Consider the following 22,599-nt stretch of genomic DNA (forward strand, 5'->3'; position numbering starts at 1 on the left):
ACGACAGACAGTTTCAAAAGGCGTCCTTCGGGGCGCCTTTTTTTATTATCCTGCACCGTAGTCAGCCGGATTTTTGCGGGCGGGCATGATCTGAAATTTGCTGAATTTTATACAGGTGCCACGTGGCGTGCCCAAAAAGTGGCAGCACAATAAACATGCCCAGAAATGCGGGAATAATTGCCGTGATTGTGGCAAGACCAATCACCGCCCCCCAGATTATATAGGGCACGGGATAAGCCATCACTTGAGTAATCGATGCAAGGCCCGCAGTCATGAAATCGACGTCGCGATCAATAAGCATCGGCAATCCGAAAAGCGTCATTGAGAAAATTAGCGTCGAAAAGACAGCGCCGACGCCTGTGCCAAGCGCCAGCATGGTAAGGCCGTTGCCGCTTAGAAACACCTCTGCACTGGACGAAATGTTGACCATCGGCTGTAGCCCCAAAAACAGTGCAAAAAGCATATGCCCAAGGAAAAACCAAAACAGCAGCATCACCACAATGATCACCGCAAGCCACGGCACTTGTCCATTTTTAAGCGCCCAGATAGCCCGTAAAATGCCCCACATTGTGATGGGCCGCCCACGATGATGTTGCCAACTGATTAGATAAAACCCAAGTGCCGCAAGTGAGCCAACCATTGGAAATCCCATAACCGCAAGCACCAACCAATAGCTCTGCCCTGAGGCATATGTCAGCGTGGAAATCGCAAGGCCGATGATTACAAAGGCCCCCGCAAACACCAGCGCAAACGCTGGGTAGCGCACCATATCAACCGCCCCTGCCCGAAGCGCACGCATAAAATCACGGCGCTTAGGGGCACGAAATTTAGTCACACCGTGCGGTCTATTTTTCAGGTAGTCATCCATAAAACGAGCGTAGCGCGCAGCGGATCAAGCAGTCAATCTTTGCCACGGAGCAGCGTCTATTGGCCAGCTAACTAGGGGGCTGCGTTAGTCTTCCGCGTTGGCTTCTGCGCGCGATTTACCAGAAACATTCATCGCCAGCGTCGCCCCCATCAAGCCATCAAGATCACCGTCGAGGACCCCTTTGGTATCGGACGTCTCAAAGCTGGTGCGCAGGTCTTTCACCATCTGGTAAGGTTGCAGCACATACGAGCGGATCTGGTTGCCCCACCCTGCATCGCCTTTGTTTTCATGCGCTTCATTGATGGCCGCGTTACGGCGGTCCAATTCCATTTGATACAACCGCGATTTCAACGCCTTCATCGCAATATCGCGGTTCTGGTGTTGGGATTTCTCAGAACTGGTCACGACAATGCCTGTTGGGTTGTGTGTAATCCGGACGGCCGAGTCAGTCGTGTTCACGTGCTGCCCGCCCGCACCAGATGAACGATACGTATCAATCCGGATATCAGCGGGGTTCACCTCAATGTCGATGTTGTCATCCACAACCGGATAGACCCAGACAGACGTGAAGGACGTGTGCCGCTTGGCGGCGCTATCAAACGGGCTGATGCGCACCAAACGGTGCACGCCGCTCTCGGACTTCAACCAACCATAGGCATTCGGACCGCTGATCTTGTAAGCCGCAGACTTGATACCCGCTTCGTCACCTGCCGATTCCGATTGCAGCTCAACTTTATAGCCCTTCTTTTCGGCCCAACGGACATACATCCGCGCCAGCATGCTTGCCCAATCACACGACTCTGTTCCGCCGGCACCTGCGTTAATTTCAAGAAAGGTATCGTTGCCGTCCGCCTCGCCGTTCAGCAATGCCTCAAGCTCCTTCGCAGCGGCCGTTTCTTTCAGGTCGCGCAGGACTTGCTCGGCTTCTGCCACCACATCCGCGTCGTCTTCCATTTCGCCCAATTCGATCAACTCAATGTTGTCTGCCAAGGCTTGGGTCAGGTTTTTCTCAACGGTCATGGCATCCACCAGAACCTGTCGTTCGCGCATCAATTTTTGCGCGTTGTCCGGATCATTCCAGAGATCAGGATCTTCCGTGCGGGCATTGAACTCTTCAAGGCGGTACGGCGCAGTCTCGATATCCATACGTTGGCGGACCAACTCAAGGGACTTTTCGATTTCAGTAACGATGTTCTGGATTTCTGCGCGCATAGAATTTAAGGCCTTCAACTTGTCTGCCCCTGCTCTAGCCTAGGGGCGCGCGCCCCACAAGCCGGACCCGCAGAGGCGCCGCCCGCAGGCGGCAGTCATTTGTCTAATACAGCCCACCAGATGAGAGCGAGCCAAAACTTGCTTTGGGCGCAACACGGGCCTTTTTGCCGCTGGATGTGGTAACCTCGCGACTGGTGGCCTCCGCCACATCATCAAAAAGCGGAAGGTCACTGCCCATCGCAAAGCCACCATCAAACGTCACCCCAAAGAGCGGCTCTTCGCCCTCGCGGAAACATTCCGAGACGATACCCTCACCAGACGCATCTTGGGGTAAACGCGCACCCGTGATCCGGTCGATCTTGAGAAACTGACAACTGCTTGGCACATCAAAAGAACCACCACCGTATTTCTCAACCGCTTTTGTCATGAACTGATTGAAAACCGGTCCGCACATACCGCCACCTGATGCCCCACGGCCAAGGCCGCGCGGTGTATCATGCCCGATGTAGCACCCCGCCACGATGTTCGACGTGAACCCCACAAACCAGACGTCTTTGGCGTCATTTGTCGTACCGGTCTTACCTGCCACGGGCACCGACAGATTTACCGTCGAGCGCGCTGTGCCCCGCTCAACCACGCCGCTCAGCATCGATGTCAGCTGATAGGCGGTGATAGGGTCCAGCACCCGCTCGCGGTTTGAAGTGATCCGCGGCGCAAAACCGGCTTCAAGGCTCGCAAATTGACAATCCTCACAGATCCGCTGGTCATGCTTGTAAACTGTGCGCCCAAACCGGTCCTGCACGCGGTCAACCAATGTAGGCTCAACACGCTCACCGCCGTTGGCAAACATTGCATAGGCCGCGACCACATTGAACAACGTGGTTTCCTGACTGCCCAAAGAGTTTGCCAAAAAGCGGCGCATCTCATCGGGGCCGTAGATGCCAAAACGTTCCGCATAATCACCCACAACATCCATGCCGGTTTCTTGGGCCAGACGGATCGTCATCAAGTTACGAGACTGCTCAATCCCTGTGCGCACAGGCGTCGGGCCATAGAATTGCTTCGAGGCATTCTGCGGACGCCACAGCCCTTGGGGGGTATCAATTTCAATTGGCGCATCGACCACGATTGTTGCGGGCGTGTAGCCACTATCCAAGGCTGCTGCATAGACGAACGGCTTAAATGACGAACCTGGCTGGCGCTTGGCTTGGGTGGCACGGTTGAATACTGAATGCTGATATGAAAACCCACCCTGCATGGCCAGAACGCGGCCCGTGTTGACGTCCATTGCCATAAAGCCGCCCTGCACTTCTGGGACTTGGCGCAGGGTCCAGCGGATGAAACGGCCATCTGCATCTGCGGTCATGCGGCGGACGTGCACAACCTCACCCACCTTTAGCAAATCCGAAGGCACGCGGGCTTGGCGGCTGGTACTGCCATCGGCATTTTGGCGGCGCGCCCATGTCACGTCATTAGCCGCGATCACACCACCCGCTTCAGGATCTGTGACCCCTTCGATCCCAAGACGTGCACTGTCACCAGACACACTAAGGACCACCGCCGGATACCATTTATTCTCAAGCGAGATATCGCGCGAAATATCAACGTTGCTCAGCGCCTCGCGCCACGCCGCCTCATCCCCCAGTACGTCTTCGGACAGTGTTTTACCCGTAGGTCGCCAGATACCGATGTTGCGATCGTAGGCTTCCAAACCGCGCTGCAGGGCATCAGCGGCCTCAACCTGCATCTCCGGATCGACTGTGGCGCGGACTGACATGCCGCCGCTGAAAAACTCGTCCTCGCCAAAATCGCGGCTCAATTGGCGGCGAATTTCATCTGTGAAATAATCGCGGTCCGGAAGTTGCGCCTTAAAGCCTTCGTAATCGCCACTTTGTACAGTGCGAAGGGGTTCTTCTTTGGCCAACTCATATTGATCGCGGGTGATGTAGCCGTTCTCCATCATCTCGCGCAGGACAAAATTGCGGCGCGTCACAGCGCGCTCAACCTGCCGGACCGGATGATAGCGCGACGGCGCTTTTGGCAGCACTGCAAGATAGGCCGCCTCACTGACAGTCAGTTCAGAAAGACCCTTGTTGAAATAGGTCTGCGCCGCAGCGGCAACACCGTAAGAGTTCTGCCCAAGGAAAATCTCGTTCAGGTAAAGCTCAAGAATTTTGTCTTTGCTAAGTGTGTCTTCAATGCGCGTGGCAAGGATCAACTCTTTGATCTTGCGCTCGGCCGACCTGTCCCCCGACAGCAAAAAGTTTTTCATCACCTGTTGCGTGATCGTCGAAGCCCCGCGCACATCAGAGCCGCGCGATTTCACCGCATCAACCGCAGCCGCCGCCATCCCGCGCGCATCATAGCCAGCATGGGTGTAGAAGTTCTTATCTTCTGCAGAAATAAACGCACCCTTGACCAGTTCTGGGATCTCATCTGCGGGCGAGAACAACCGCCGCTCGCGCGCGAATTCATCAATCACGCGGCCTTCGCCGGAATAAATCCGGCTAATCGTCGGCGGGGTGTATTGCGCAAGACTTTCGTGGCTGGGCAGATCACGGCCGTACATCCAAAAGACGGCCCCAATGGTCAGCGCCCCAAAGAAAAGCGCCAAAGTCACACTGCTGAAAATCGCACCAAAGAAAGAAAAAATCGACCGCAGCATTTAATCCACCTGAATGCCCTGAACTCTGAATAGGCTATATAGTGGGGGCGCAGGCGCGTCAAAACAACCCGTATCACGGTTGTGCGAAAGACCGCCGCTCATTGACGTGTCCGTTTGGCCAATTCCGCGTCCTCAGCCGCCCAAAGGCGAACGCCGGCCACCAGCCCCAAAATTGCTTGGGCGCGCCATTCGGGGTTGGTTAAATTCGCAAGGTCTTGGGCGTCCGACATGAACCCCAACTCGACCAAGACAGATGGAATATCTGGCGCCTTGAGCACCGCAAAACCCGCCTGTCTGCGCGGGCGCGAGTTGATCCCGTCAACGCTGGCTTTGATGCCGCCCACTAATAATTCCGCTAACCGATCCGCGCGCGGTTGGGTTTCACGCCGCGCCAGATCAATCAAAACGCCGGCTACTGTGTCGTCTTGCCCCACAAGGTCCACGCCGCCCAAAATATCACTTCGGTCATGGCCGCGGGCCAACTGTGCGCTGGCCGCGTCCGTTGCTTCATCCGCAAGGGTGTACACCGTAGCGCCCCGCGCCCTACCGCCACTTAGCGCGTCTGCATGTAGCGATATCAACACATCCGCTTGCGTTTTATGGGCAATCGAGACCCGTTCACGCAAGGACACAAACACATCATCGTTGCGGGTCAAAATAACGCGGTGTCCATCGCGTATCAGCGCCTCGCCCAAAGCCCGTGCAAAGCTCAGCATAAGAGCTGCTTCTTGGTAGGACCCCACCTCGGCGCCCGGATCAATACCGCCGTGCCCAGGGTCCACAACAATGGTCAGGCCCTGCTCGGGTACATTCGTAGCGCTGTCTTGGACACCTGCCGTATCCGCAAGTGCCAATGCAACTCCGCGCCCATCTGCTTCAACAGCCGCGGCAAAACCGTCCTCATCCGTCTGGCGTAGAACAAAGCTAAGCATCGCACCGCTGCCGTCTTGTTTGATCCGCATCTGCGATTTGCCAACGGTCATAGGCCCATCCAGCGTGAGCACCATCCGCGACCATCCAGCGCGAATTTGGCCAAACCCAATATCCGTTACACGCTGTGAGCGGATTATATCATCAACATTAGCTTCGCCAGACAGTCCATTGAAATCAATGATAACTCTATGGGGAGCGTTCACATGTTTGATACGAAAAGGGACACCTTGGGTCAGTGACAATTGTACATCAACCCCGCGCCAAATCGGAGAAATAGAACTGTCCTGCACCCGCAAATCCGCCCGTGCCGTCAGCGTTTGTGCCGACAGACCGAATGGCTGCACAACCAAAGCGAGACAAAAAATAATTGCCAAAAAGAGACAGTTTGAAAAACGGGGCATGACTAACCGTGCTGGTGTTTCTTCAACTGTAGCGGACATGCAGCGTGGGCGCAAAGCTTAGCCCGCACGCGCGGACATAAAGGCAGTCAGTCGCGCCAACCCTTCGATGATGTCGGCCGTGCCGCGTGCATATGAAAACCGCAAAGTCGTCGCACCGCGCACGGGGTCGAAATCCAAACCGGGGGTTACGGCAACGCCAGCCTCATTCAAAATTTCTGACGCAAACGCACGACTGTCATCTGTGTACTCACTGACATCCGCGTAAACATAAAACGCACCATCGGGCGGTGCGATCTTGTCAAAGCCCGCCTTGGGCAACCCTTCCAACATCAAGCGGCGGTTTTCGCGGTACACATCCATATTCGCCTGCAGTTCTTCATCGCAATCCATTGCGGCCAGTGCAGCAACTTGGGCCACATGAGGGGCGCAAATAAACATGTTTTGGGCCAAGCGTTCAACGCGGCGAACCTGATCTTGGGGGACAACCATCCAGCCCACGCGCCAGCCGGTCATGCTGAAATATTTGGAAAACGAATTGATGACCCACGCATCGTCGCTGATCTCCAACGCCGTCACCGCTTTGGCCTCATACTCAATGCCGTGATAGATTTCGTCACTGATAAAGGCAGCGCCCTCTGCCGCGCAGGCCTCAATGAGCGCGCGCATCGCATCGTGGTCCAACATGGTGCCAGACGGGTTGGCCGGCGAGGCCACCAACATGCCATCAAACTTACGCCCACCGTCTTTGGCAGCGTCTAAAATATCGTGCGCCACGGGCTGCAGGCGGTTTTCCGCGCGGGTTTGCAGATCAACAGGTTCCACATTGAGGGCTTTGAAAATCTGGCGGTAGCTCGGATAGCCCGGCGCCCCAATCGCCACGCGGTCACCTGCATCAAAAAGCGCTGTAAATGCCAATACAAACGCGCCGCTGCTACCGGGGGTGATGATGATGCGTTCAGGATCTACCACAACACCGTACCAATCCATGTATAGCTGGCTGATACGCGCACGAAGCGCCGGCAAACCTTTGGCGACAGTGTAGCCAAGCGCGTCGTCTTCCATCGCTTTTGCCGCTGCAGCGCGTGCGCCCGCAGGTGCACCTGTACCCGGCTGACCGACCTCCATGTGGATAATTGTTCGGCCCTCGGCCTCAAGGCGCGCGGCTTCTGCCATCACGTCCATCACAATAAAGGGATCAACGGTGCCTCGCACCGATCCTTGTCTTGAAGTTCCCATGATGCCCTCCGATACTGCTTGTGAGTTCAAGACCAAACCCATGCGCGAAGGTCAATCATCATGTGGGCGAAAGTTATCTTGGCGTGTGCGTTGTGTATTGCCGCCATCCCCAGTTACGCCGTGACATTGCTGCGCGACGCAGAAGTTGAACGCGGCCTGCGGTCGATTGCGCAGCCCATTTTCCAAGCCGCTGGCCTAAGTGCGTCACGGACCAAAATTCTGCTGGTCGACAACCAATCGCTCAATGCGTTTGTGATTGATGGCTCGGCTATTTTTATCCATTCAGGTCTGATCATGCGCATGGGCCGCGTCGAGGAATTGCAGGCCGTTATCGCACATGAAGCGGCCCACATTGCCAACGGGCATCTGGCACGCCGCGCCGCCAACTTTCAAAACGCGCGCACCGCTGCGGGCATCGGAACGGCTTTGTCATTGATCGTCGGAGCCGCAGCAGGCAACCCCGAGGCAGGTGCGGCTGCCGCTGTCGGTTCATCAGGGTCCGCTCTTCGCCGCTTTTTCGGCCACACCCGCGCCGAAGAAAGCAGCGCCGATCAATCCGGAGGCCGCTATATGGTGCGCGCAGGGATTGACCCAAGTGCCGCCGTTGATGTGATGCGCCTTTTTCGCGGGCAAGAGGCGCTAAACATTGGACGTCAGGACCCTTATGTGCGCACCCATCCGCTGACCCGTGACCGTATTCGGGCCCTTGAAGCATTTGCCGCAGGCAACGCGGGAGACTACCCAACCCCTGCACTAAACGCCGCGTGGTTCGAGATTATCCAAGGCAAGATCAGCGCCTACTCCCGCGCACCAAGCTGGACGTTGCGCCGGACCCGCGGCAAGAACGACCACGTCGCGCTGATGCGCCAAGCAATTGCCCACCACCGCAAACCCGACCGCGACAAAACCCGCGCCACACTAAAGCGTCTTGTCGCCAAAGCACCGGATAACCCTTACGTGCACGAACTTGACGGACAACTGAAACTGGAAGGCCGTGACTTTAACGCGGCCGTTGCTGCCTACGGCCGCGCTGTGCGCCTTGCACCAAATGAGCCACTTATTCTGGGCGGCTACGGGCGCGCTCTGCTGGCGGTGGGTCAAAATGCGAAGGCCCGCGACACACTTGAACGGGCGCGCGCACGCGACCCTCTTGATGGGCGCATTTTGCGTGATCTTGGTACCGCTTACGCCAAAACCGGAAACAACGGGATGGCGTCCCTTAGCATTGCCGAACGCTATGCGTTGCGGGGCCGTTTGAAAGACGCCGCCATACATGCAAATCGTGCAGTAGGGTTGTTGCCCCGTGGCTCTGCCCCTTGGCAACGGGCCAATGATGTGCTTGCTGCTGCCAAGACCTCAGAAAAAGGAAAACGTTGATGATCCGCCAAACTGCCAAAGCCCTCGCCTTTACGGTGGGAACCGCCCTGCTGGGAACTGCCGCACAGGCAACTGATTTATCTGCGTTAACCCCCGCTGAACGGGCTGATTTTCGGGCCGAAGTTCGCGCCTACCTACTCGAGAACCCAGATGTGTTGATGGAAGCTTTTGCAGTTTTGGAGCAACGCCAAGCGCAACAAGCCGCCCAAAACGATGCGCAGCTTTTAGCCGTAAACGCCAAGGCGCTTTATGAAGACCCCAACGCATGGGTCGGCGGCAACCCTGAGGGTGATGTGACGATCGTTGAGTTTATCGACTACCGCTGTGGCTACTGCCGCAAAGCGCACTCGGAAGTTGAGCAGCTGGTCCAATCGGACAAAAACATCCGCCTCATCGTGAAAGAATTCCCGATCTTGGGCCAAGACAGTCTACGCAGTTCGCAATTTGCGATTGCTGTAAAGCTTCTGCATGGAAATGACGCCTACAAACTGGCCCATGATGCGCTGATTAGCCTGAAGCAAGGGACGTCTGACACCACGTTGAGCCGTCTTGCAAGCAGCCTTGGCTTCAACGGTGATGAGGTGCTAGCAAAGATGAACGGTGTGGAGGTCAAGGCGATCATCGATGACAACCGTCTGCTGGGCCAGCGTCTATCCATCACGGGCACGCCGACATTTGTGATGGGTGATCAAATGGTACGCGGTTATGTCCCCTTGGACGGGATGCGCAATATCGTGGGCCAGGAACGCAGCTAAGCGGCGGACACGGGCATCGGAAGTTCATCACCGGTGTAGACGGGAAAATGCAGGCCTACACGGGTACCCTCGCCCACTGTGCTGACCAGATCGAGGCGGCCATTTGACTGCTCCATAAAGCCGCGCGCCATGGACAGACCCAAACCGGACCCCTCGCCGACTGGCTTGGTGGTGAAATACGGCTCGAACACTTTTTCCAGCAAATGCGGCTCGATCCCATTTCCGGTGTCACTAATCCAAAGGCTGAGTGTTTCTTGATCCAGTAGGCGGGTTGCACTTGCATCAATCATGATGTGCCCCCCGTTTCTCATGGCATCGCGGGCATTAAGGATCAGGTTTAGCACAACCGTTTCAAGCTTACCTGCATCCACGTAAATCGCGGGCAGTCCCGTAAAGATGCCAAGTACAATCTGATGTCGGTCGCCCAGCAAACGTGCCGCAAGGGTGGTGACCGTGTCACAAATCTCGCTGACAGAGGTCTTGCGCGGCAAAAGGGTTGAACGGCGCGAAAAGGCCAGTAACTGGCTTGTCAGATCTGCCCCGCGCCACGCCGCGTCCTCGGCCTCACGCAGCAGTATTTCCAACTCCCACGGGTTCTTGGCCGTATTGCGCATCTCAAGGTTGCCCAAAATCACTGCGAGCAAATTGTTGAAATCATGGGCAACACCACCCGTCAGTTGCCCCACCGCACGCAAACGGTCTGCATCACGCTCGCCTTCCTGAACGATGGTGATGGTGTCGCGAAATTTCGACAATCTAAGCACAGCATAAGCAAGATACATCCCAAAGCCAGCCACTGAAACGGCCATGATTAGACCATTTGGGTAAAACCCAACCCGCGCTGAATGCACAGCCCCCATGCCAGCCGCACATAGGATCAAAAGCATCAGTTCAAGGCGCAAAAACGTCGTTGTCATCGCCCTCATGGAGACCAGTCGCGCAGTCTCACCCGCAAACAACAGCATCCCCAACACCTGTGCTGTGGGTTGCGGGTAGGCGAACAGATACAAGATCAGGCCAAGCAGGATGATGACCGTGACCGCAAACAAAAAGCCAACCCACAAAAACAGCCCAAAGCTGACGTACCGCGGCATCAAGCTGACCGTGGTCGCATATACAACAACCGCAATTCCGTACGCGCCGAACATCAGCACAAACGCCGCATCATCCAGCCAAAAAGACAACATAATTGAGGCTGTCGCCATGATCGGAAGGCGCAGCCACATCTCGGGATTGCTAAAATTATCGTTGGACTTTACGCCGCGCAAATCAAAGCGACGCTGCACTAAATTAACTACCATCACGCAGCAGTTTATACACCGCTTTGACAGCTGTCAGATGTTAATTACGCGCAATTTGAAAGTTATTCGGCGGCAGGTTGATCCGCTTCAATCGCCTCTGCACGTTTTTCAACTTGCGCAACGATATGATCGACCATTTCCGCGTTGTTCATCTTGTGACTGGCCTTACCCGCCAGATAAACCATACCGCTACCCGCGCCGCCACCGGTAAACCCGACATCGGTCATCAGCGCTTCGCCGGGCCCGTTCACGACACACCCAATAATCGACAGCGACATCGGCGTTTTGATATGTTCAAGGCGGCGCTCAAGGGTCTCAACGGTTTTGATCACGTCAAAGCCTTGGCGAGCACAACTGGGGCACGAGATAATATTAACGCCGCGGTGGCGTAGACCCAGTGATTTTAGAATTTCAAAACCGACTTTGACTTCCTCAACAGGATCGGCAGACAGGCTGACGCGAATGGTGTCACCTATGCCCATCCACAACAGATTGCCCAAGCCAATCGCCGATTTGATGGTGCCGCTGACCAAGCCACCTGCCTCAGTAATCCCAAGGTGGATCGGCGCATCCGTTGCATCCGCTAGCTTCTGGTAGGCGGCAGCAGACATAAAGACGTCACTGGCTTTGCAGCTGATCTTGAATTCGTGAAAGTCGTTGTCTTGCAGAATTTTGATATGATCGAGACCACTTTCAACCATCGCATCGGGGCACGGCTCGCCGTATTTCTCAAGTAAATGCTTTTCCAGACTACCCGCGTTGACACCAATCCGAATTGAACAACTGTGGTCGCGTGCCGCTTTGATAACTTCCTTGACCCGCTTTTCATCGCCGATATTGCCCGGATTAATCCGCAGACACGCGGCACCAGCCTCAGCCGCCTCAATGCCGCGTTTATAATGAAAGTGAATATCCGCAACGATCGGCACGGGGCTTTCGCGGCAAATCTCTTTCAACGCTTTTGACGACGCCTCATCAGGCACCGAAACGCGCACAATATCAGCACCCGCCTCAGCCGCCGCCTGTACTTGCGCGATGGTACCTTTGATATCCGTGGTCAGCGTGTTCGTCATGGTTTGCACCGCAATCGGCGCATCGCCCCCCACCGGAACCGAGCCCACCATAATCTGGCGGCTCTTGCGACGGTAAATGTTTTTCCATGGACGAACGTGATTGATGGACATCTGGCGGCCTTCTTTAAGTGTCAACCTTACCTTACAGTGCCGCGCGGGCAAGCGCCACGTCAGAGTTCACCGCAAGCGGATTTTCTGCACAGTGATACGAAATTTCACGCCAGAGAAAAGTGGAATTTAGCACCTTAGCCAGCCGTCTATTGATCAAGCAGCGCTTTCAATGACGGTGATGCGTCCGTGTCCACAACCGAATATTTCGCACTGATATCTGAAGCCGTAAGCGACACATTGCGCGCAGTTGCCGAACCGGAGCCAACAGGGCCAACCAGCGCGTCACCAAGCTTGAGGTAGAGCGCGCCTGAATTACCTGCCCGCAACAGCGGAGCGTCCACATCCGCAGGAAGAGTGTATTGCTCGCCGGGCTGCAAAGTCTTTTCAAACACGCGCGTTCCTTTTGCATCCGTAATGCGAACCCATGAAGGTTGCGATGCAACAAGGCTTACACTGCCTTTTGCCACAGCGATGCTCTCAATAGGGCGGGTGCGCGGGCGCGGCAAAACATCAGGCGCATCAAGGTTTTCAAGCAGTGCGAAGAGCTCACTATCCTCCAGAGGGTCAGCAACAGAATAGGCTGCACTCAGGTCAGCAGACGCAAGCTGCACATTGTTTACAGTCGTTGCGCCCTGCCCTGCGGGCCCAACGATTTGTCCGTTCACCTTGAAATAAAGCGACCCCGAATTGCCTGCCCGCAAAACGGGTGTCTCTTCGGTCACTGGCAGCGCATAGTTTTCACCTTTTTCGAGGACTTTCTCAAACAAGATAGAACCATCGGCGCTTCGCACGCGCACCCATGTTGGGTTCACGGCAAACAGAACCACTTCCGGCGCGGGTCCGTCTACGACCTGAACCTGCGGGGCCTCCGCGGGCACATTCAAGGCGGCAAAATCAACACCACCTGTGGCAAATGTTCCGACTGTGCCTGGATCAATTGTAGCAATCGGCGCGTCACGCGGGGTGAAGACTGGCACATCAAGCGCCTCGGGGCGGTACAGCCGGTCTAGCGCATCGTTATTGCGCGTCGGCGCAAGTGCAGCGGTTTGGGTGCCAGAGCCAGACGCGCCAGTATTTAGCTGCGGCGCAGGAGCAAGAGGGTCGATGCTTGAGGCGACTACGGGGGTCTGTTCAACCGGTGTGAATTCAACTTGCTGGACTTGGCGCAAAATGGACATGCCACCGAAACCCATACCACCAATTAGCGCAATCATAACGGCGACAGTACCAATGGCACCCGCATCAATACGCGCAAAAAATGGGTCGGCTTTGGGCACAAACGGCGTAGCAGGGTCGTTGAATACATTACGGTGTGCTGAGGCGGCCAAGGGGGCTACGGGACGCGGGCTTGACGCTTCAGACGACATCCCGTGCGCCGTGGTAAAACCGCTTTCCTCACAAAACTTCTGAAAGGCCCACTCGGGGTCCATCTGTAAATAGCGTGCGTAGGAGCGCACATAGCCTGCGATGAAACCGGGGCTATCAAACTCGGTGGGATCACAGTTTTCGATTGCAGAAATATAACCTGCTTTGATCTTAAGCTCACGCTGTACATCAAGAAGGGATTTTCCAAGGGTAGCCCGCTCGCCGCGCATCATGTCGCCGAGCTGGAGCTCGAAATCATCAAACCCTTTTGGGGCGACGATTTCTTCTTCGACATCCTGCGGTGCAAAAATGCGCCCGATCATACACTGCCCTACCACAATTACCAAAATCGCACGCGCGATTCGAGGCGTCCCCACGCCATTGAAAACTTAATAACACATAACGAACAGGATTACAGCAGTATGTTTCTAACCGGTTAAGTCAGCACGATTCAGCGCACAATGGGACCACAGACTGTCCAATGCGCCTACTAATGCATCAATTTCTGAACGCCCATGAACAGGTGACGGCGTAAAGCGCAGACGCTCGGTACCGCGCGGAACGGTTGGGAAATTAATGGGCTGCACGTAAATGCCATGATCTTGCAACAAGTGATCAGACAGCACTTTCGTATGCACCGGATCGCCCACGATCAGCGGCACAATGTGGCTGCCGTGGTCAATTACCGGCAGGCCAAGCGCCTTGAAGCGTGTCTTCAAAATAGCTGCTTGCGTCTGGTGGGCATCGCGCAGGTCTTGGCGGCGCTTCAGAACCTCCACTGACTTCGCCGCCCCCGCAGCAACCGCTGGCGGAAGTGAGGTCGTGAAAATAAAGCCCGGCGCATAGGAGCGTACCGCATCCGCCATCTTTGCAGAGGTCGCGATATAGCCGCCCATCACGCCGTACGCCTTAGCCAACGTGCCGTTGATAATATCGATCCGTCCCATCAACCCGTCACGTTCCGCCACACCGCCACCGCGTGGGCCGTACATGCCAACGGCGTGCACTTCGTCGATGTAGGTCAGCGCGCCAAATTCGTCAGCAATGTCGCAGATTGCTTCGATTGGTGCAAAATCGCCATCCATTGAATAAATTGATTCGAACGCGATCAGTTTCGGTGTGTTCGCAGGCAGCGCAGTCAGTTGCGCACGTAAATCATCCAAATCATTATGCTTGAAAATACGTTTGTCGCCACCATTGCGGCGAATGCCCTCAATCATAGACGCGTGGTTTAACGCATCAGACAAAATTACCAATCCAGGGAACAGCTTGGGCAACGTTGAAAGTGTGGCATCATTCGCGATGTAGGCGGACGTGAACAGCAGCGCCGCTTCTTTGCCGTGAAGATCCGCCAATTCCGCTTCAAGGCGTTTGTGATACACCGTCGTGCCAGAAATATTGCGCGTTCCACCAGAGCCGGCGCCCGTCGCATCAAGCGCTTCATGCATTGCGGTCAGCACTTCTTCGTTCTGCCCCATGCCCAAATAATCGTTGCCGCACCACACAGTGACGGGTTTGCGGCTACCGTCGGGATGTGTCCACTCAGCGTGCGGATATTGCCCCCGCGTCCGTTCAATATCAATAAACGTGCGGTAACGGCCTTCGTCGTGAAGGCGTTGCAGGGCTGCATCTAGCTGTGTGTCAAACGTCATGTGTCTCTCCCGATGGGGCGCTTATAGGGTATATAGGGTCCAGAAATCCACTAGCACACGCTACATTTTGTCACTTTGCGCCAGATCAATCCTGAATAGCGATGATACAGTCGTCCGTTTGGGCCTTCTCAGCACATGCACTCAGCGCCGCAGACGCGGCCCCTTCACTGGTTGCAACGATAAAAGTCCCCACTGTTGGAGAGATCGCAAACGCCTTTTCACCGCGCACACGGCGGTACGATTTGCGCCAGGCTTCTGTAGCACCATGCGATAAAGTCAGCTCAACCGGCTCAAAGTTGCGCGGGCGCACCATTGCAACGACCTCGCAGGCGGTTTGCCCCCTTTTGGCCGCGTCGCAGGCTGACAGCGCTTTGGCGCGGGCAACGTCCATCGTGTGATCGTTTGCTGCGGCGATGGTAGCTGAGTTCAGGATCCCATCATCTGGTGATGCGGCAATTGCTGCGTAATACAACTGCTGTTCGGCCACTTGCTCAACCAACGCAGCATTGTCAGGTGTCAGCCAGTCGCGGGGGATCAACTCAACTTCACGGCCCTTTAGGCTGAACAATTGCGCTTTTGCCTCAGCATTACTGACCGGCTCTGCGCCTGCAACCACCCCAAATACACACAGCGAAAACACCCCAATCGCCCCAACAATACGCATGATTTCGCCCCTTTGTTCTCAATTTCTGTTACCCTATATCCTGTTTCTGGACAGGTCCACCAAAGGCTCCTAGGGTGCGGCAAAACTTAGCTAAAAATAAGGCGCTAGCATGTCCAATCTCGATCCCGTCCTGTCACATATCGACGAAAACCTCAGCGCTGCGACCGAGCGCCTTTTCGAATTGATGCGCATCCCGTCGATCTCAACAGACCCCGCTTTCAAAGAACACTGTGACGCAGCCGCGGATTGGCTGGTAAGTGATTTGGCTTCAATGGGTGTGACCGCAACAAAACGCGCAACACCAGGCCATCCAATGGTGGTTGGTCATACAAATGGGACGGGAAAACACGTCACATTTTATGGCCACTATGACGTGCAACCCGTTGATCCGCTTGACCTTTGGCATAGTGACCCCTTCGCTCCCGCGCTTGAGGATACAGACGCGGGCAAAGTCATTCGCGGGCGCGGCGCGGCAGACGACAAAGGCCAATTAATGACCTTTGTGGAGGCATGTCGCGCGTGGATCGCTGTGCACGGCAGCCTGCCCATCAACGTCAGCTTTTTCTTTGAAGGCGAAGAAGAAAGCGGCTCGCCCTCTTTGATCCCGTTCATGCGCGAAAACAAAGACGAGCTGTCATCTGATCTGGCGCTGATCTGCGATACAGGCATGTTCGACCCCAAAACACCCGCTATCTCAACACAGTTGCGCGGCCTTTTGGGCGAAGAGCTTACCATCACCGGACCACGGATTGACCTTCATTCTGGCATGTATGGCGGGGCAGCCATTAACCCTATTCGCGTGCTGTCAAAAATCATTGCCTCCCTGCATGACGCTGAAGGGCGCGTGACTGTGCCCGGCTTTTATGAGGGCGTGCCTGAGATGTCGCCTGAACTACAAAAGCAGTGGGAAGATTTGAACTTTGATGATGCGGCGTTTCTTGAAGCGGTTGGCTTGTCTGAACTGGCGGGCGAGCACGGCAAAACCGCCCTTGAAATGTTATGGGCGCGCCCGACCTGTGAGGTGAACGGCATCAACGCGGGCTACACTGGCGACGGGTTCAAAACCGTGCTGCCCTCGAAAGCCAGCGCAAAGATCAGCTTCCGCCTTGTTGGCACCCAAGACCCCCACGCGATCCGTGAAGCGTTCCGCCAAATGGTACAAGACGCCTTACCTGCGGATTGTAGCGTTGAATTCAAAGGCCACGGAAATTCATCAGCCGTGCAAATGTCCACAGCCGATCCAGCTTTTGAAAAAGCGCGCCTTGCGCTGTCGGATGAGTGGCCAAACCCTGCGGCGTTTGTGGGCTGCGGAGGCTCAATTCCGATCGCGGGACACTTCAAAACCGAATTGGACACAGACGCGATGCTGATTGGCTTTGGCCGCGATGATGATGCAATCCACTCACCCAACGAAAAATATGACCTTGAGAGCTTCCACAAAGGAATGCGCAGTTGGGCACGGGTGCTGGACGCGCTGTCACGGTAGCTGAGCCCTTTTCTGCAAAACAAATCAAAGCGCGGTGGTGAACAACCATCGCGCTTTTTTCATAAACGGTGAAAAACGCGCAGACTGAAACAACCAAAATATGATCATCCAATTGGAACTACTGATGTCTGAAAGAGGGTGAGAGTGGCGCGGTTGACGGGGCTCGAACCCGCGACCCCCGGCGTGACAGGCCGGTACTCTAACCAGCTGAGCTACAACCGCGCATCTCACACGTTTGGTTTGGACTTAGCAGCGGTGGCGCGGTTGACGGGGCTCGAACCCGCGACCCCCGGCGTGACAGGCCGGTACTCTAACCAACTGAGCTACAACCGCCCGCTGCTACACGCCAAACCTGACGCGTTCCGTGCAGATACCCACGCACCGCCACCCCGTCAAGCAGAAGTCGCGGCATTTTGTAACAAAAATTCAATTATTTCGGTGGCGGCAGTTGAAGCCATAAAAACGCTTCTAAAAACGCAACTTAAGCACAGTGCGTTTGCGGCGTGAAGAATAACATCGGGAGGGGAATGGTGGGTCGTGAGAGGCTCGAACTCCCGACATCTTCCGTGTAAAGGAAGCGCTCTACCAACTGAGCTAACGACCCGATGAGCGGTGTCTTAGCGCCAAACCTTTGGGCGCTGCAACCCCCTTTTTTCACCCTTATTCGAGTTTTGTCTGAACACCACCGCTCAGACGGTACACAACACCCTGCCCGCCCGGCAATTTCCCAAGGTTTTCTGTGGGTTGCCCCAAAACAACCGCCCGCAGCATTCGGCTGGTAATCCCGTGGGTGATAAGCACGGTTGGCCCTGTCAAACTATCGAGTAATGATTGCGCACGGATGCGAAGAGCCTCAAACCCCTCGCCCTGTGGTGCGTATTCGTAAAGCGCGAGCGCCCCGTCCGGCGTATCTTCAACCACTGCATCGCTTGGCAGCTCTGCAAGGCAGTCCTGACGCAGGCGCCCTGACCATGCACCAACAGTGATTTCTGCAAGACGGTCATCTGTCTCTATTGCACCTAAACCCGCCACTGCAATTTCAGCAGTTTGCAAAGCCCGACCTTGGGGGCTGCTCAGCACGTGCCACCCGTCGATCCCAATACGTTTTAGTATCGCATGTTGCGCTGCGGCCTGCTGACGGCCAAGTGGCGTCAGGTTGCTATCGAGGGCACCCTGCATCCGCCCTTCACGGTTCCATTCGGTTTCGCCGTGGCGCATGATCAATAGGTCCGGATAAGTTTTGTTCATCCCAGCTTCACCTCGATTATCTTGGATCAGGCTGGGTTGGTCCCTATCACGATCCGGCTGTTATTCGATGTCTACGCCAGCCCCATGCACCGTTTTGCGTTGCCGGATTTTGCAGACAAACACTTTTGCACCAGCCATTTCTTTTTGTCGATTGATCTTCAACTTACCAAAAGGCTGCAGATTGAGTTCCTCGCCCTGTGCCAACGCATCTCCGAGCACATCAAGCATCGCCTCGACAACAGGTTTGGCATCTTTGCGCTTTGCGCCGCTTTTACTGACGACACGGTCGATCAACTCTTTTTTGCGAAGGCTAGGCGTTACCTCAACCGGTGCAGAGCCTATCCCCGTTTTCACCGCCACAACGTTTGATCCAGCTGTCGTGCCTGATGTTTTGCTCTTTGCTGTGGATACAGCCGCTTGAACCGGTGATTTAGGTGTCTTGGTCATAATGCAGCCTCCTACTTATTAAACGTTTCCAATACACTGGCAGGCTAGCGCAAAGCCCGCAGACCAGCTACACCCGACATGGCCAAAGGGTTAATTGGGCCCGCCGCGCACCCACCTGTTGTGTCTGCGCACCACTTTTGGGCGGTTTTGCGGCGAATTAAGTCATATTTTACACAATAATTGACCATGACCACCAAGATGATATGACGGGGCATAGTTATAAACTTGCGGTCTATGAAAGCTTACAAAATGAAAAAAACACTTATCACAACATGTGCAGTACTGGCATTCGCAACACCAACATTCGCTGGCGGCTTGTCCGACGCAATGGTTGCTCCAGAAGTTATCGCTGCTGATACAACATCAAGCAGCTCACAAGGCATCCTGGTTCCAATCATGGCGCTTTTGTTGCTCGCAGCTGCAAACTAAGCCTAACCGCTTAGAAAAAAGAATTAGGAAAAGGCCTGCCATTTTGGCGGGCCTTTTTCGTTTATAACCACGGGTGTGGGGTGGTTCCAAAGTAAGGGTCCCCGCCTAGGCACCGCCCAACCGTAAACTTCACAAACAAAAAGGCCGCAGAAAATCTGCGGCCCTTCCGTATTCTATTGCTCAGCTACACAAGCAATTGCCTAATGTGCAGTCGCACCTGTTGCAGAGGCTTTTGCGGCCAAAGCTGCTGCTGCCGCCTCTTCCGCCGCTTCATCCCATTCAATCGCCTCGGGTTGGCGGATCAGCGCGTGCTCTAGAACTTCTGTCACGTGGGACACTGCGATAATCTCAAGACCCTCTTTGACGTTGTCGGGGATGTCCGGCAGGTCCTTAAGGTTTTCTTGCGGGATAAGCACAGTTTTGATGCCTCCACGCAGCGCCGCCAAAAGTTTTTCTTTCAGCCCACCAATCGGCATGGCGTTCCCGCGCAGCGATACCTCACCAGTCATTGCGATATCTTTACGCACTGGAATTTTGGTCAACACAGATACAATAGACGTCACCATCGCCAGACCCGCGCTTGGCCCGTCTTTGGGCGTCGCACCGTCGGGGACGTGTACGTGGATATCCACAGCATCAAACTTTGTCGGCTTCACACCAATCGCAGGGCTAACCGAGCGCACGTACGACGACGCCGCATCGATGGATTCCTTCATCACATCGCCAAGCTTACCCGTGGTCTTCATGCGGCCCTTGCCAGGCAGGCTCAGCGCCTCGATTGATAACAGCTCACCCCCAACGGACGTGTAGGCAAGACCTGTGACGACACCGATCTGGTCCTCTTTTTCCGCAAGACCGTGTTTATATTTTGGCACGCCCAAGAACTCATCAAGATTATCAGCGGTAACTGTTACAGTCTCCGCCTCTTTCTTAATGATTTTCGTGACTGCTTTACGGGCAATCTTGGCCAACTCACGCTCAAGGTTCCGCACGCCAGCCTCACGGGTGTAGGTTTGGATCACGCCCGTCAGACCATCATCGCTCAGCTCGAACTCACCTTTGCGCAGACCGTGGTTCTTTTTCTGCTTCTCAATCAAATGCTGTTTGGCAATCTCGGCTTTTTCATCCTCGGTGTATCCCGAAAGGCTAATGATCTCCATCCGGTCTAAAAGCGGACCCGGCATGTTGTAAGAGTTCGCCGTTGTCAGGAACATCACGTTGGACAAGTCGTACTCTACCTCAAGGTAGTGATCGACAAATGTGCCGTTTTGCTCTGGGTCAAGCACTTCAAGCATCGCAGATGCCGGATCACCACGGAAGTCCTGCCCCATCTTGTCGATCTCATCGAGCAAAATAAGCGGATTGGTGGTTTTCGCCTTTTTCAACGCCTGAATGATCTTACCCGGCATTGAACCAATATACGTCCGACGGTGTCCACGGATCTCGGATTCGTCTCGCACACCCCCAAGAGAGATGCGGATAAACTCGCGGCCCGTCGCGCGCGCCACAGATTTACCAAGCGAGGTTTTACCCACACCGGGAGGGCCCACAAGGCACATGATCGGCCCCTTCAGCTTGGCCGAGCGTTGTTGCACCGCAAGATATTCAACAATGCGCTCTTTTACTTTGTCCAAACCGTAGTGACCCGTGTCCAACACCTTTTGTGCATGGCCAAGGTCTTTTTTCACGCGGGATTTCTTGCCCCACGGAATAGACAGCATCCAGTCAAGATAGTTGCGCACCACGGTCGCTTCGGCGGACATGGGTGACATATTCTTTAGCTTTTTGATCTCGGCATCAGCTTTTTCACGCGCTTCTTTGGACAGCTTGGTGGCAATAACTTTTGCCTCCAACTCGGCCACTTCGCCAGCGCCCTCTTCGCCGTCGCCAAGCTCTTTCTGAATGGCTTTCATTTGCTCATTCAAATAATACTCGCGCTGCGTCCGTTCCATTTGGGACTTCACACGGGTCTTGATCTTCTTTTCGACCTGCAAAACAGACATCTCGCCCTGCATCAGCGCAAAAATCTGTTCCAGACGTTCGGCAATGTTCAGGGTTTCGAGAAGCTTTTGCTTTTCATCAACTTCAATGCCCAAGTGACCCGCAACCAAATCCGCCAGCTTCGCAGGCTCCTCGGCTTCTTCAACGGCTGTAAGCGCCTCCTCGGGGACGTTCTTTTTGACTTTGGCGTAGCGTGCGAATTCCTCGCCCACGGTACGCACAAGCGCCTCAACGGTGTCCGCATCCCCGGGCAGCTCGGTCAAGTACTCCGCGCTGGCTTCAAAGAAGCTGTCGTTTTCAAGGTATTCTGAAATACGTACCCGTGCGACGCCTTCAACCAGCACTTTTACAGTGCCATCGGGCAATTTCAAAAGCTGCAAAACATTCGCCAGAACACCCGCTTTGTAGATGCCATCTGTGTCAGGATCATCGACGGACGGGTCAACTTGGCTGGCGAGCAAGATTTGTTTGTCGTCGGCCATCACCTCTTCCAAGGCGCGGACAGATTTATCGCGGCCCACAAAGAGCGGCACGATCATATGCGGAAACACAACAATGTCGCGCAACGGCAAAACGGGATAAGATGAATTCAACGGATCTTGCATGAAAATTTTCCTTTTGGCTGGCAGACGGCAGGGACCCCGCAGATGCAGCAATCCAACACATTCGACCGTCTCCGATCAGGGTTTGAAATGGGGCGTTCTGCCCCCGTTTTCAAGCCCGTGCTGTCATGTCGTCGGGTAGTTTGCCCCGAGCGTGCGGCACGCACAAGGCGCGAATGAGGCTCTTATTCAAGATTTATTGGTAAATATGCAGCCTTGCGAAAAACAGCCAAGCCAGACTACGCTACGTTAACCGGTAAGCTTGCGTTAAGTTTTTGGCTCACCGGAACGGATACATCCACACGCGGTAGTCATCGATCAACTCATGGGCCTTTTCAATTTGCGCTTGCGTCATTTTTTTCACCACCTCGTCTTGCGAAATGGCCGCGTCCGGATCGCCGCCAATCGCGCTAAGCACGTACCACATATAGGCCCGCATCAAATCAGGCTGGGGCATGCCAAGGCCAACCTCATAGTACCAAGCAACACCGCTTTGCGCACCAGGGTGGCCCTTCATGGCGCTGCGCAGGTACCAATCAAATGCGCGGGCACTGTCTTGCTCAACCCCCAGTCCAAGAGCGTACATCACACCGATCAGCTCCTCGGCATCGGCATTGCCAGACCGCGCTGCGGGCCAAAAAGCCTCCATTGCGCGCTCATACTCTCCGGCCTCCATCAGATCACGCGCATGTTCAATATCGGCCACAGCCGCCGGAGCAGAGGTGAAAATACACGCAAAACTTATCACACTTACACGCAAAAACTGGCGCATC

The 22,599-nt window shown here is 55.1% G+C and carries 18 protein-coding genes and 3 tRNA genes; 4 read left to right on the top strand and 17 right to left on the bottom strand.

Annotation, left to right across the window (positions count from 1 at the left end; genetic code table 11):
- Positions 1 to 61: 61 nt before the first annotated feature.
- The 5 genes from NIG5292_RS08455 to NIG5292_RS08475 all read right to left on the bottom strand — a co-directional run bounded on the left by NIG5292_RS08455 (position 62) and on the right by NIG5292_RS08475 (position 7,315).
- A complete protein-coding gene (locus NIG5292_RS08455) occupies positions 62 to 835 on the bottom strand; it encodes a DUF2189 domain-containing protein (RefSeq protein ID WP_233488200.1) in 774 nt (257 codons plus the stop codon).
- 117 nt (positions 836 to 952) lie between these two features.
- Positions 953 to 2,080: a peptide chain release factor 2 gene (gene prfB, locus NIG5292_RS08460; protein WP_048599097.1), complete on the bottom strand. Its 1,128-nt coding sequence runs from the start codon at positions 2,078 to 2,080 to the stop codon at positions 953 to 955.
- Positions 2,081 to 2,183: 103 nt separating this feature from the next.
- Positions 2,184 to 4,745: a penicillin-binding protein 1A gene (locus NIG5292_RS08465; protein ID WP_048599098.1), complete on the bottom strand. Its 2,562-nt coding sequence runs from the start codon at positions 4,743 to 4,745 to the stop codon at positions 2,184 to 2,186.
- Positions 4,746 to 4,843: 98 nt separating this feature from the next.
- The gene (locus tag NIG5292_RS08470) at positions 4,844 to 6,079 is read right to left on the bottom strand and encodes an N-acetylmuramoyl-L-alanine amidase (RefSeq protein WP_074842072.1); all 1,236 of its coding nucleotides are present in this window, start codon (positions 6,077 to 6,079) and stop codon (positions 4,844 to 4,846) included.
- Between the two features lie 57 nt (positions 6,080 to 6,136).
- Positions 6,137 to 7,315, bottom strand: a complete 1,179-nt coding sequence (locus NIG5292_RS08475; protein ID WP_048599133.1) for a pyridoxal phosphate-dependent aminotransferase — start codon at positions 7,313 to 7,315, stop codon at positions 6,137 to 6,139.
- A 60-nt stretch (positions 7,316 to 7,375) separates the two neighbouring features.
- Here NIG5292_RS08475 and NIG5292_RS08480 point away from each other — a divergent pair, with 60 nt between their 5' ends.
- Both NIG5292_RS08480 and NIG5292_RS08485 read left to right on the top strand, forming a co-directional pair.
- A complete protein-coding gene (locus NIG5292_RS08480) occupies positions 7,376 to 8,692 on the top strand; it encodes a M48 family metalloprotease (protein WP_053084866.1) in 1,317 nt (438 codons plus the stop codon).
- Positions 8,692 to 9,447, top strand: coding sequence for a DsbA family protein (locus NIG5292_RS08485; protein WP_048599100.1), 756 nt, complete (start codon positions 8,692 to 8,694; stop codon positions 9,445 to 9,447). Before NIG5292_RS08480 ends, NIG5292_RS08485 begins: the two co-directional genes overlap by 1 nt.
- On the opposite strand, the gene NIG5292_RS08490 is transcribed toward NIG5292_RS08485, so the two are convergent.
- The 5 genes from NIG5292_RS08490 to NIG5292_RS08510 all read right to left on the bottom strand — a co-directional run bounded on the left by NIG5292_RS08490 (position 9,444) and on the right by NIG5292_RS08510 (position 15,613).
- Positions 9,444 to 10,748: a sensor histidine kinase gene (locus NIG5292_RS08490; protein ID WP_048599101.1), complete on the bottom strand. Its 1,305-nt coding sequence runs from the start codon at positions 10,746 to 10,748 to the stop codon at positions 9,444 to 9,446. The genes NIG5292_RS08485 and NIG5292_RS08490 overlap by 4 nt on opposite strands.
- 62 nt (positions 10,749 to 10,810) lie before the next feature.
- Complete coding sequence (gene ispG, locus NIG5292_RS08495; protein ID WP_048599102.1) at positions 10,811 to 11,932, bottom strand: flavodoxin-dependent (E)-4-hydroxy-3-methylbut-2-enyl-diphosphate synthase; 1,122 nt, start codon at positions 11,930 to 11,932, stop codon at positions 10,811 to 10,813.
- A 146-nt stretch (positions 11,933 to 12,078) separates the two neighbouring features.
- A complete protein-coding gene (locus NIG5292_RS08500) occupies positions 12,079 to 13,620 on the bottom strand; it encodes a helix-turn-helix domain-containing protein (protein WP_048599103.1) in 1,542 nt (513 codons plus the stop codon).
- Between the two features lie 105 nt (positions 13,621 to 13,725).
- Positions 13,726 to 14,949: a 5-aminolevulinate synthase gene (gene hemA / locus NIG5292_RS08505; RefSeq protein WP_048599104.1), complete on the bottom strand. Its 1,224-nt coding sequence runs from the start codon at positions 14,947 to 14,949 to the stop codon at positions 13,726 to 13,728.
- An 85-nt stretch (positions 14,950 to 15,034) separates the two neighbouring features.
- Positions 15,035 to 15,613, bottom strand: coding sequence for a hypothetical protein (locus tag NIG5292_RS08510; RefSeq protein ID WP_048599105.1), 579 nt, complete (start codon positions 15,611 to 15,613; stop codon positions 15,035 to 15,037).
- 109 nt (positions 15,614 to 15,722) lie between these two features.
- Here NIG5292_RS08510 and NIG5292_RS08515 point away from each other — a divergent pair, with 109 nt between their 5' ends.
- Positions 15,723 to 17,099: a M20/M25/M40 family metallo-hydrolase gene (locus NIG5292_RS08515; RefSeq protein ID WP_048599106.1), complete on the top strand. Its 1,377-nt coding sequence runs from the start codon at positions 15,723 to 15,725 to the stop codon at positions 17,097 to 17,099.
- Positions 17,100 to 17,244: 145 nt separating this feature from the next.
- Here the strand turns inward: NIG5292_RS08515 and NIG5292_RS08520 are convergent.
- The 5 genes from NIG5292_RS08520 to NIG5292_RS08540 form a co-directional block, all read right to left on the bottom strand.
- Positions 17,245 to 17,321: transfer RNA gene (locus tag NIG5292_RS08520), tRNA-Asp, on the bottom strand.
- 34 nt (positions 17,322 to 17,355) lie between these two features.
- Positions 17,356 to 17,432, bottom strand: a tRNA-Asp gene (locus NIG5292_RS08525).
- Positions 17,433 to 17,627: 195 nt separating this feature from the next.
- Positions 17,628 to 17,703: transfer RNA gene (locus tag NIG5292_RS08530), tRNA-Val, on the bottom strand.
- A gap of 56 nt (positions 17,704 to 17,759) precedes the next feature.
- Positions 17,760 to 18,347, bottom strand: coding sequence for a histidine phosphatase family protein (locus tag NIG5292_RS08535; protein WP_048599107.1), 588 nt, complete (start codon positions 18,345 to 18,347; stop codon positions 17,760 to 17,762).
- Between the two features lie 60 nt (positions 18,348 to 18,407).
- Positions 18,408 to 18,794 carry an HU family DNA-binding protein gene (locus tag NIG5292_RS08540; protein WP_082136668.1) on the bottom strand — a complete coding sequence of 129 codons (387 nt, stop codon included), beginning with the start codon at positions 18,792 to 18,794 and terminating at the stop codon, positions 18,408 to 18,410.
- 249 nt (positions 18,795 to 19,043) lie between these two features.
- Here NIG5292_RS08540 and NIG5292_RS08545 point away from each other — a divergent pair, with 249 nt between their 5' ends.
- Entirely contained in the window at positions 19,044 to 19,223 is a 180-nt protein-coding gene (locus NIG5292_RS08545; RefSeq protein ID WP_143081941.1) for a hypothetical protein, read from the top strand.
- A gap of 200 nt (positions 19,224 to 19,423) precedes the next feature.
- Here the strand turns inward: NIG5292_RS08545 and lon are convergent, their stop codons facing one another.
- Both lon and NIG5292_RS08555 read right to left on the bottom strand, forming a co-directional pair.
- Positions 19,424 to 21,829: an endopeptidase La gene (lon, locus tag NIG5292_RS08550; protein WP_048599109.1), complete on the bottom strand. Its 2,406-nt coding sequence runs from the start codon at positions 21,827 to 21,829 to the stop codon at positions 19,424 to 19,426.
- Positions 21,830 to 22,106: 277 nt separating this feature from the next.
- On the bottom strand, positions 22,107 to 22,598 hold the full coding sequence (locus tag NIG5292_RS08555) for a tetratricopeptide repeat protein (RefSeq protein WP_048599110.1): 492 nt from the start codon (positions 22,596 to 22,598) through the stop codon (positions 22,107 to 22,109).
- Between the last annotated feature and the right edge of the window lies 1 nt (position 22,599).

The organism is Nereida ignava (genome assembly GCF_001049735.1).
GTDB classification, from domain to species: Bacteria; Pseudomonadota; Alphaproteobacteria; order Rhodobacterales; family Rhodobacteraceae; genus Nereida; species Nereida ignava.

What these genes read in the sequence shown, in the direction of transcription:
- prfB (WP_048599097.1), bottom strand. Translation starts at nt 2,080, where the DNA reads ATGCGCGCAGAAATCCAGAACATCGTTACTGAAATCGAAAAGTCCCTT.
- NIG5292_RS08540 (WP_082136668.1), bottom strand. Translation starts at nt 18,794, where the DNA reads ATGACCAAGACACCTAAATCACCGGTTCAAGCGGCTGTATCCACAGCA.
- NIG5292_RS08555 (WP_048599110.1), bottom strand. Translation starts at nt 22,598, where the DNA reads ATGCGCCAGTTTTTGCGTGTAAGTGTGATAAGTTTTGCGTGTATTTTC.
- NIG5292_RS08490 (WP_048599101.1), bottom strand. Translation starts at nt 10,748, where the DNA reads ATGGTAGTTAATTTAGTGCAGCGTCGCTTTGATTTGCGCGGCGTAAAG.
- NIG5292_RS08510 (WP_048599105.1), bottom strand. Translation starts at nt 15,613, where the DNA reads ATGCGTATTGTTGGGGCGATTGGGGTGTTTTCGCTGTGTGTATTTGGG.
- lon (WP_048599109.1), bottom strand. Translation starts at nt 21,829, where the DNA reads ATGCAAGATCCGTTGAATTCATCTTATCCCGTTTTGCCGTTGCGCGAC.
- NIG5292_RS08535 (WP_048599107.1), bottom strand. Translation starts at nt 18,347, where the DNA reads ATGAACAAAACTTATCCGGACCTATTGATCATGCGCCACGGCGAAACC.
- NIG5292_RS08475 (WP_048599133.1), bottom strand. Translation starts at nt 7,315, where the DNA reads ATGGGAACTTCAAGACAAGGATCGGTGCGAGGCACCGTTGATCCCTTT.
- NIG5292_RS08465 (WP_048599098.1), bottom strand. Translation starts at nt 4,745, where the DNA reads ATGCTGCGGTCGATTTTTTCTTTCTTTGGTGCGATTTTCAGCAGTGTG.
- NIG5292_RS08545 (WP_143081941.1), top strand. Translation starts at nt 19,044, where the DNA reads ATGAAAAAAACACTTATCACAACATGTGCAGTACTGGCATTCGCAACA.
- hemA (WP_048599104.1), bottom strand. Translation starts at nt 14,949, where the DNA reads ATGACGTTTGACACACAGCTAGATGCAGCCCTGCAACGCCTTCACGAC.
- NIG5292_RS08485 (WP_048599100.1), top strand. Translation starts at nt 8,692, where the DNA reads ATGATCCGCCAAACTGCCAAAGCCCTCGCCTTTACGGTGGGAACCGCC.
- NIG5292_RS08500 (WP_048599103.1), bottom strand. Translation starts at nt 13,620, where the DNA reads ATGATCGGGCGCATTTTTGCACCGCAGGATGTCGAAGAAGAAATCGTC.
- ispG (WP_048599102.1), bottom strand. Translation starts at nt 11,932, where the DNA reads ATGTCCATCAATCACGTTCGTCCATGGAAAAACATTTACCGTCGCAAG.
- NIG5292_RS08515 (WP_048599106.1), top strand. Translation starts at nt 15,723, where the DNA reads ATGTCCAATCTCGATCCCGTCCTGTCACATATCGACGAAAACCTCAGC.
- NIG5292_RS08480 (WP_053084866.1), top strand. Translation starts at nt 7,376, where the DNA reads ATGTGGGCGAAAGTTATCTTGGCGTGTGCGTTGTGTATTGCCGCCATC.
- NIG5292_RS08470 (WP_074842072.1), bottom strand. Translation starts at nt 6,079, where the DNA reads ATGCCCCGTTTTTCAAACTGTCTCTTTTTGGCAATTATTTTTTGTCTC.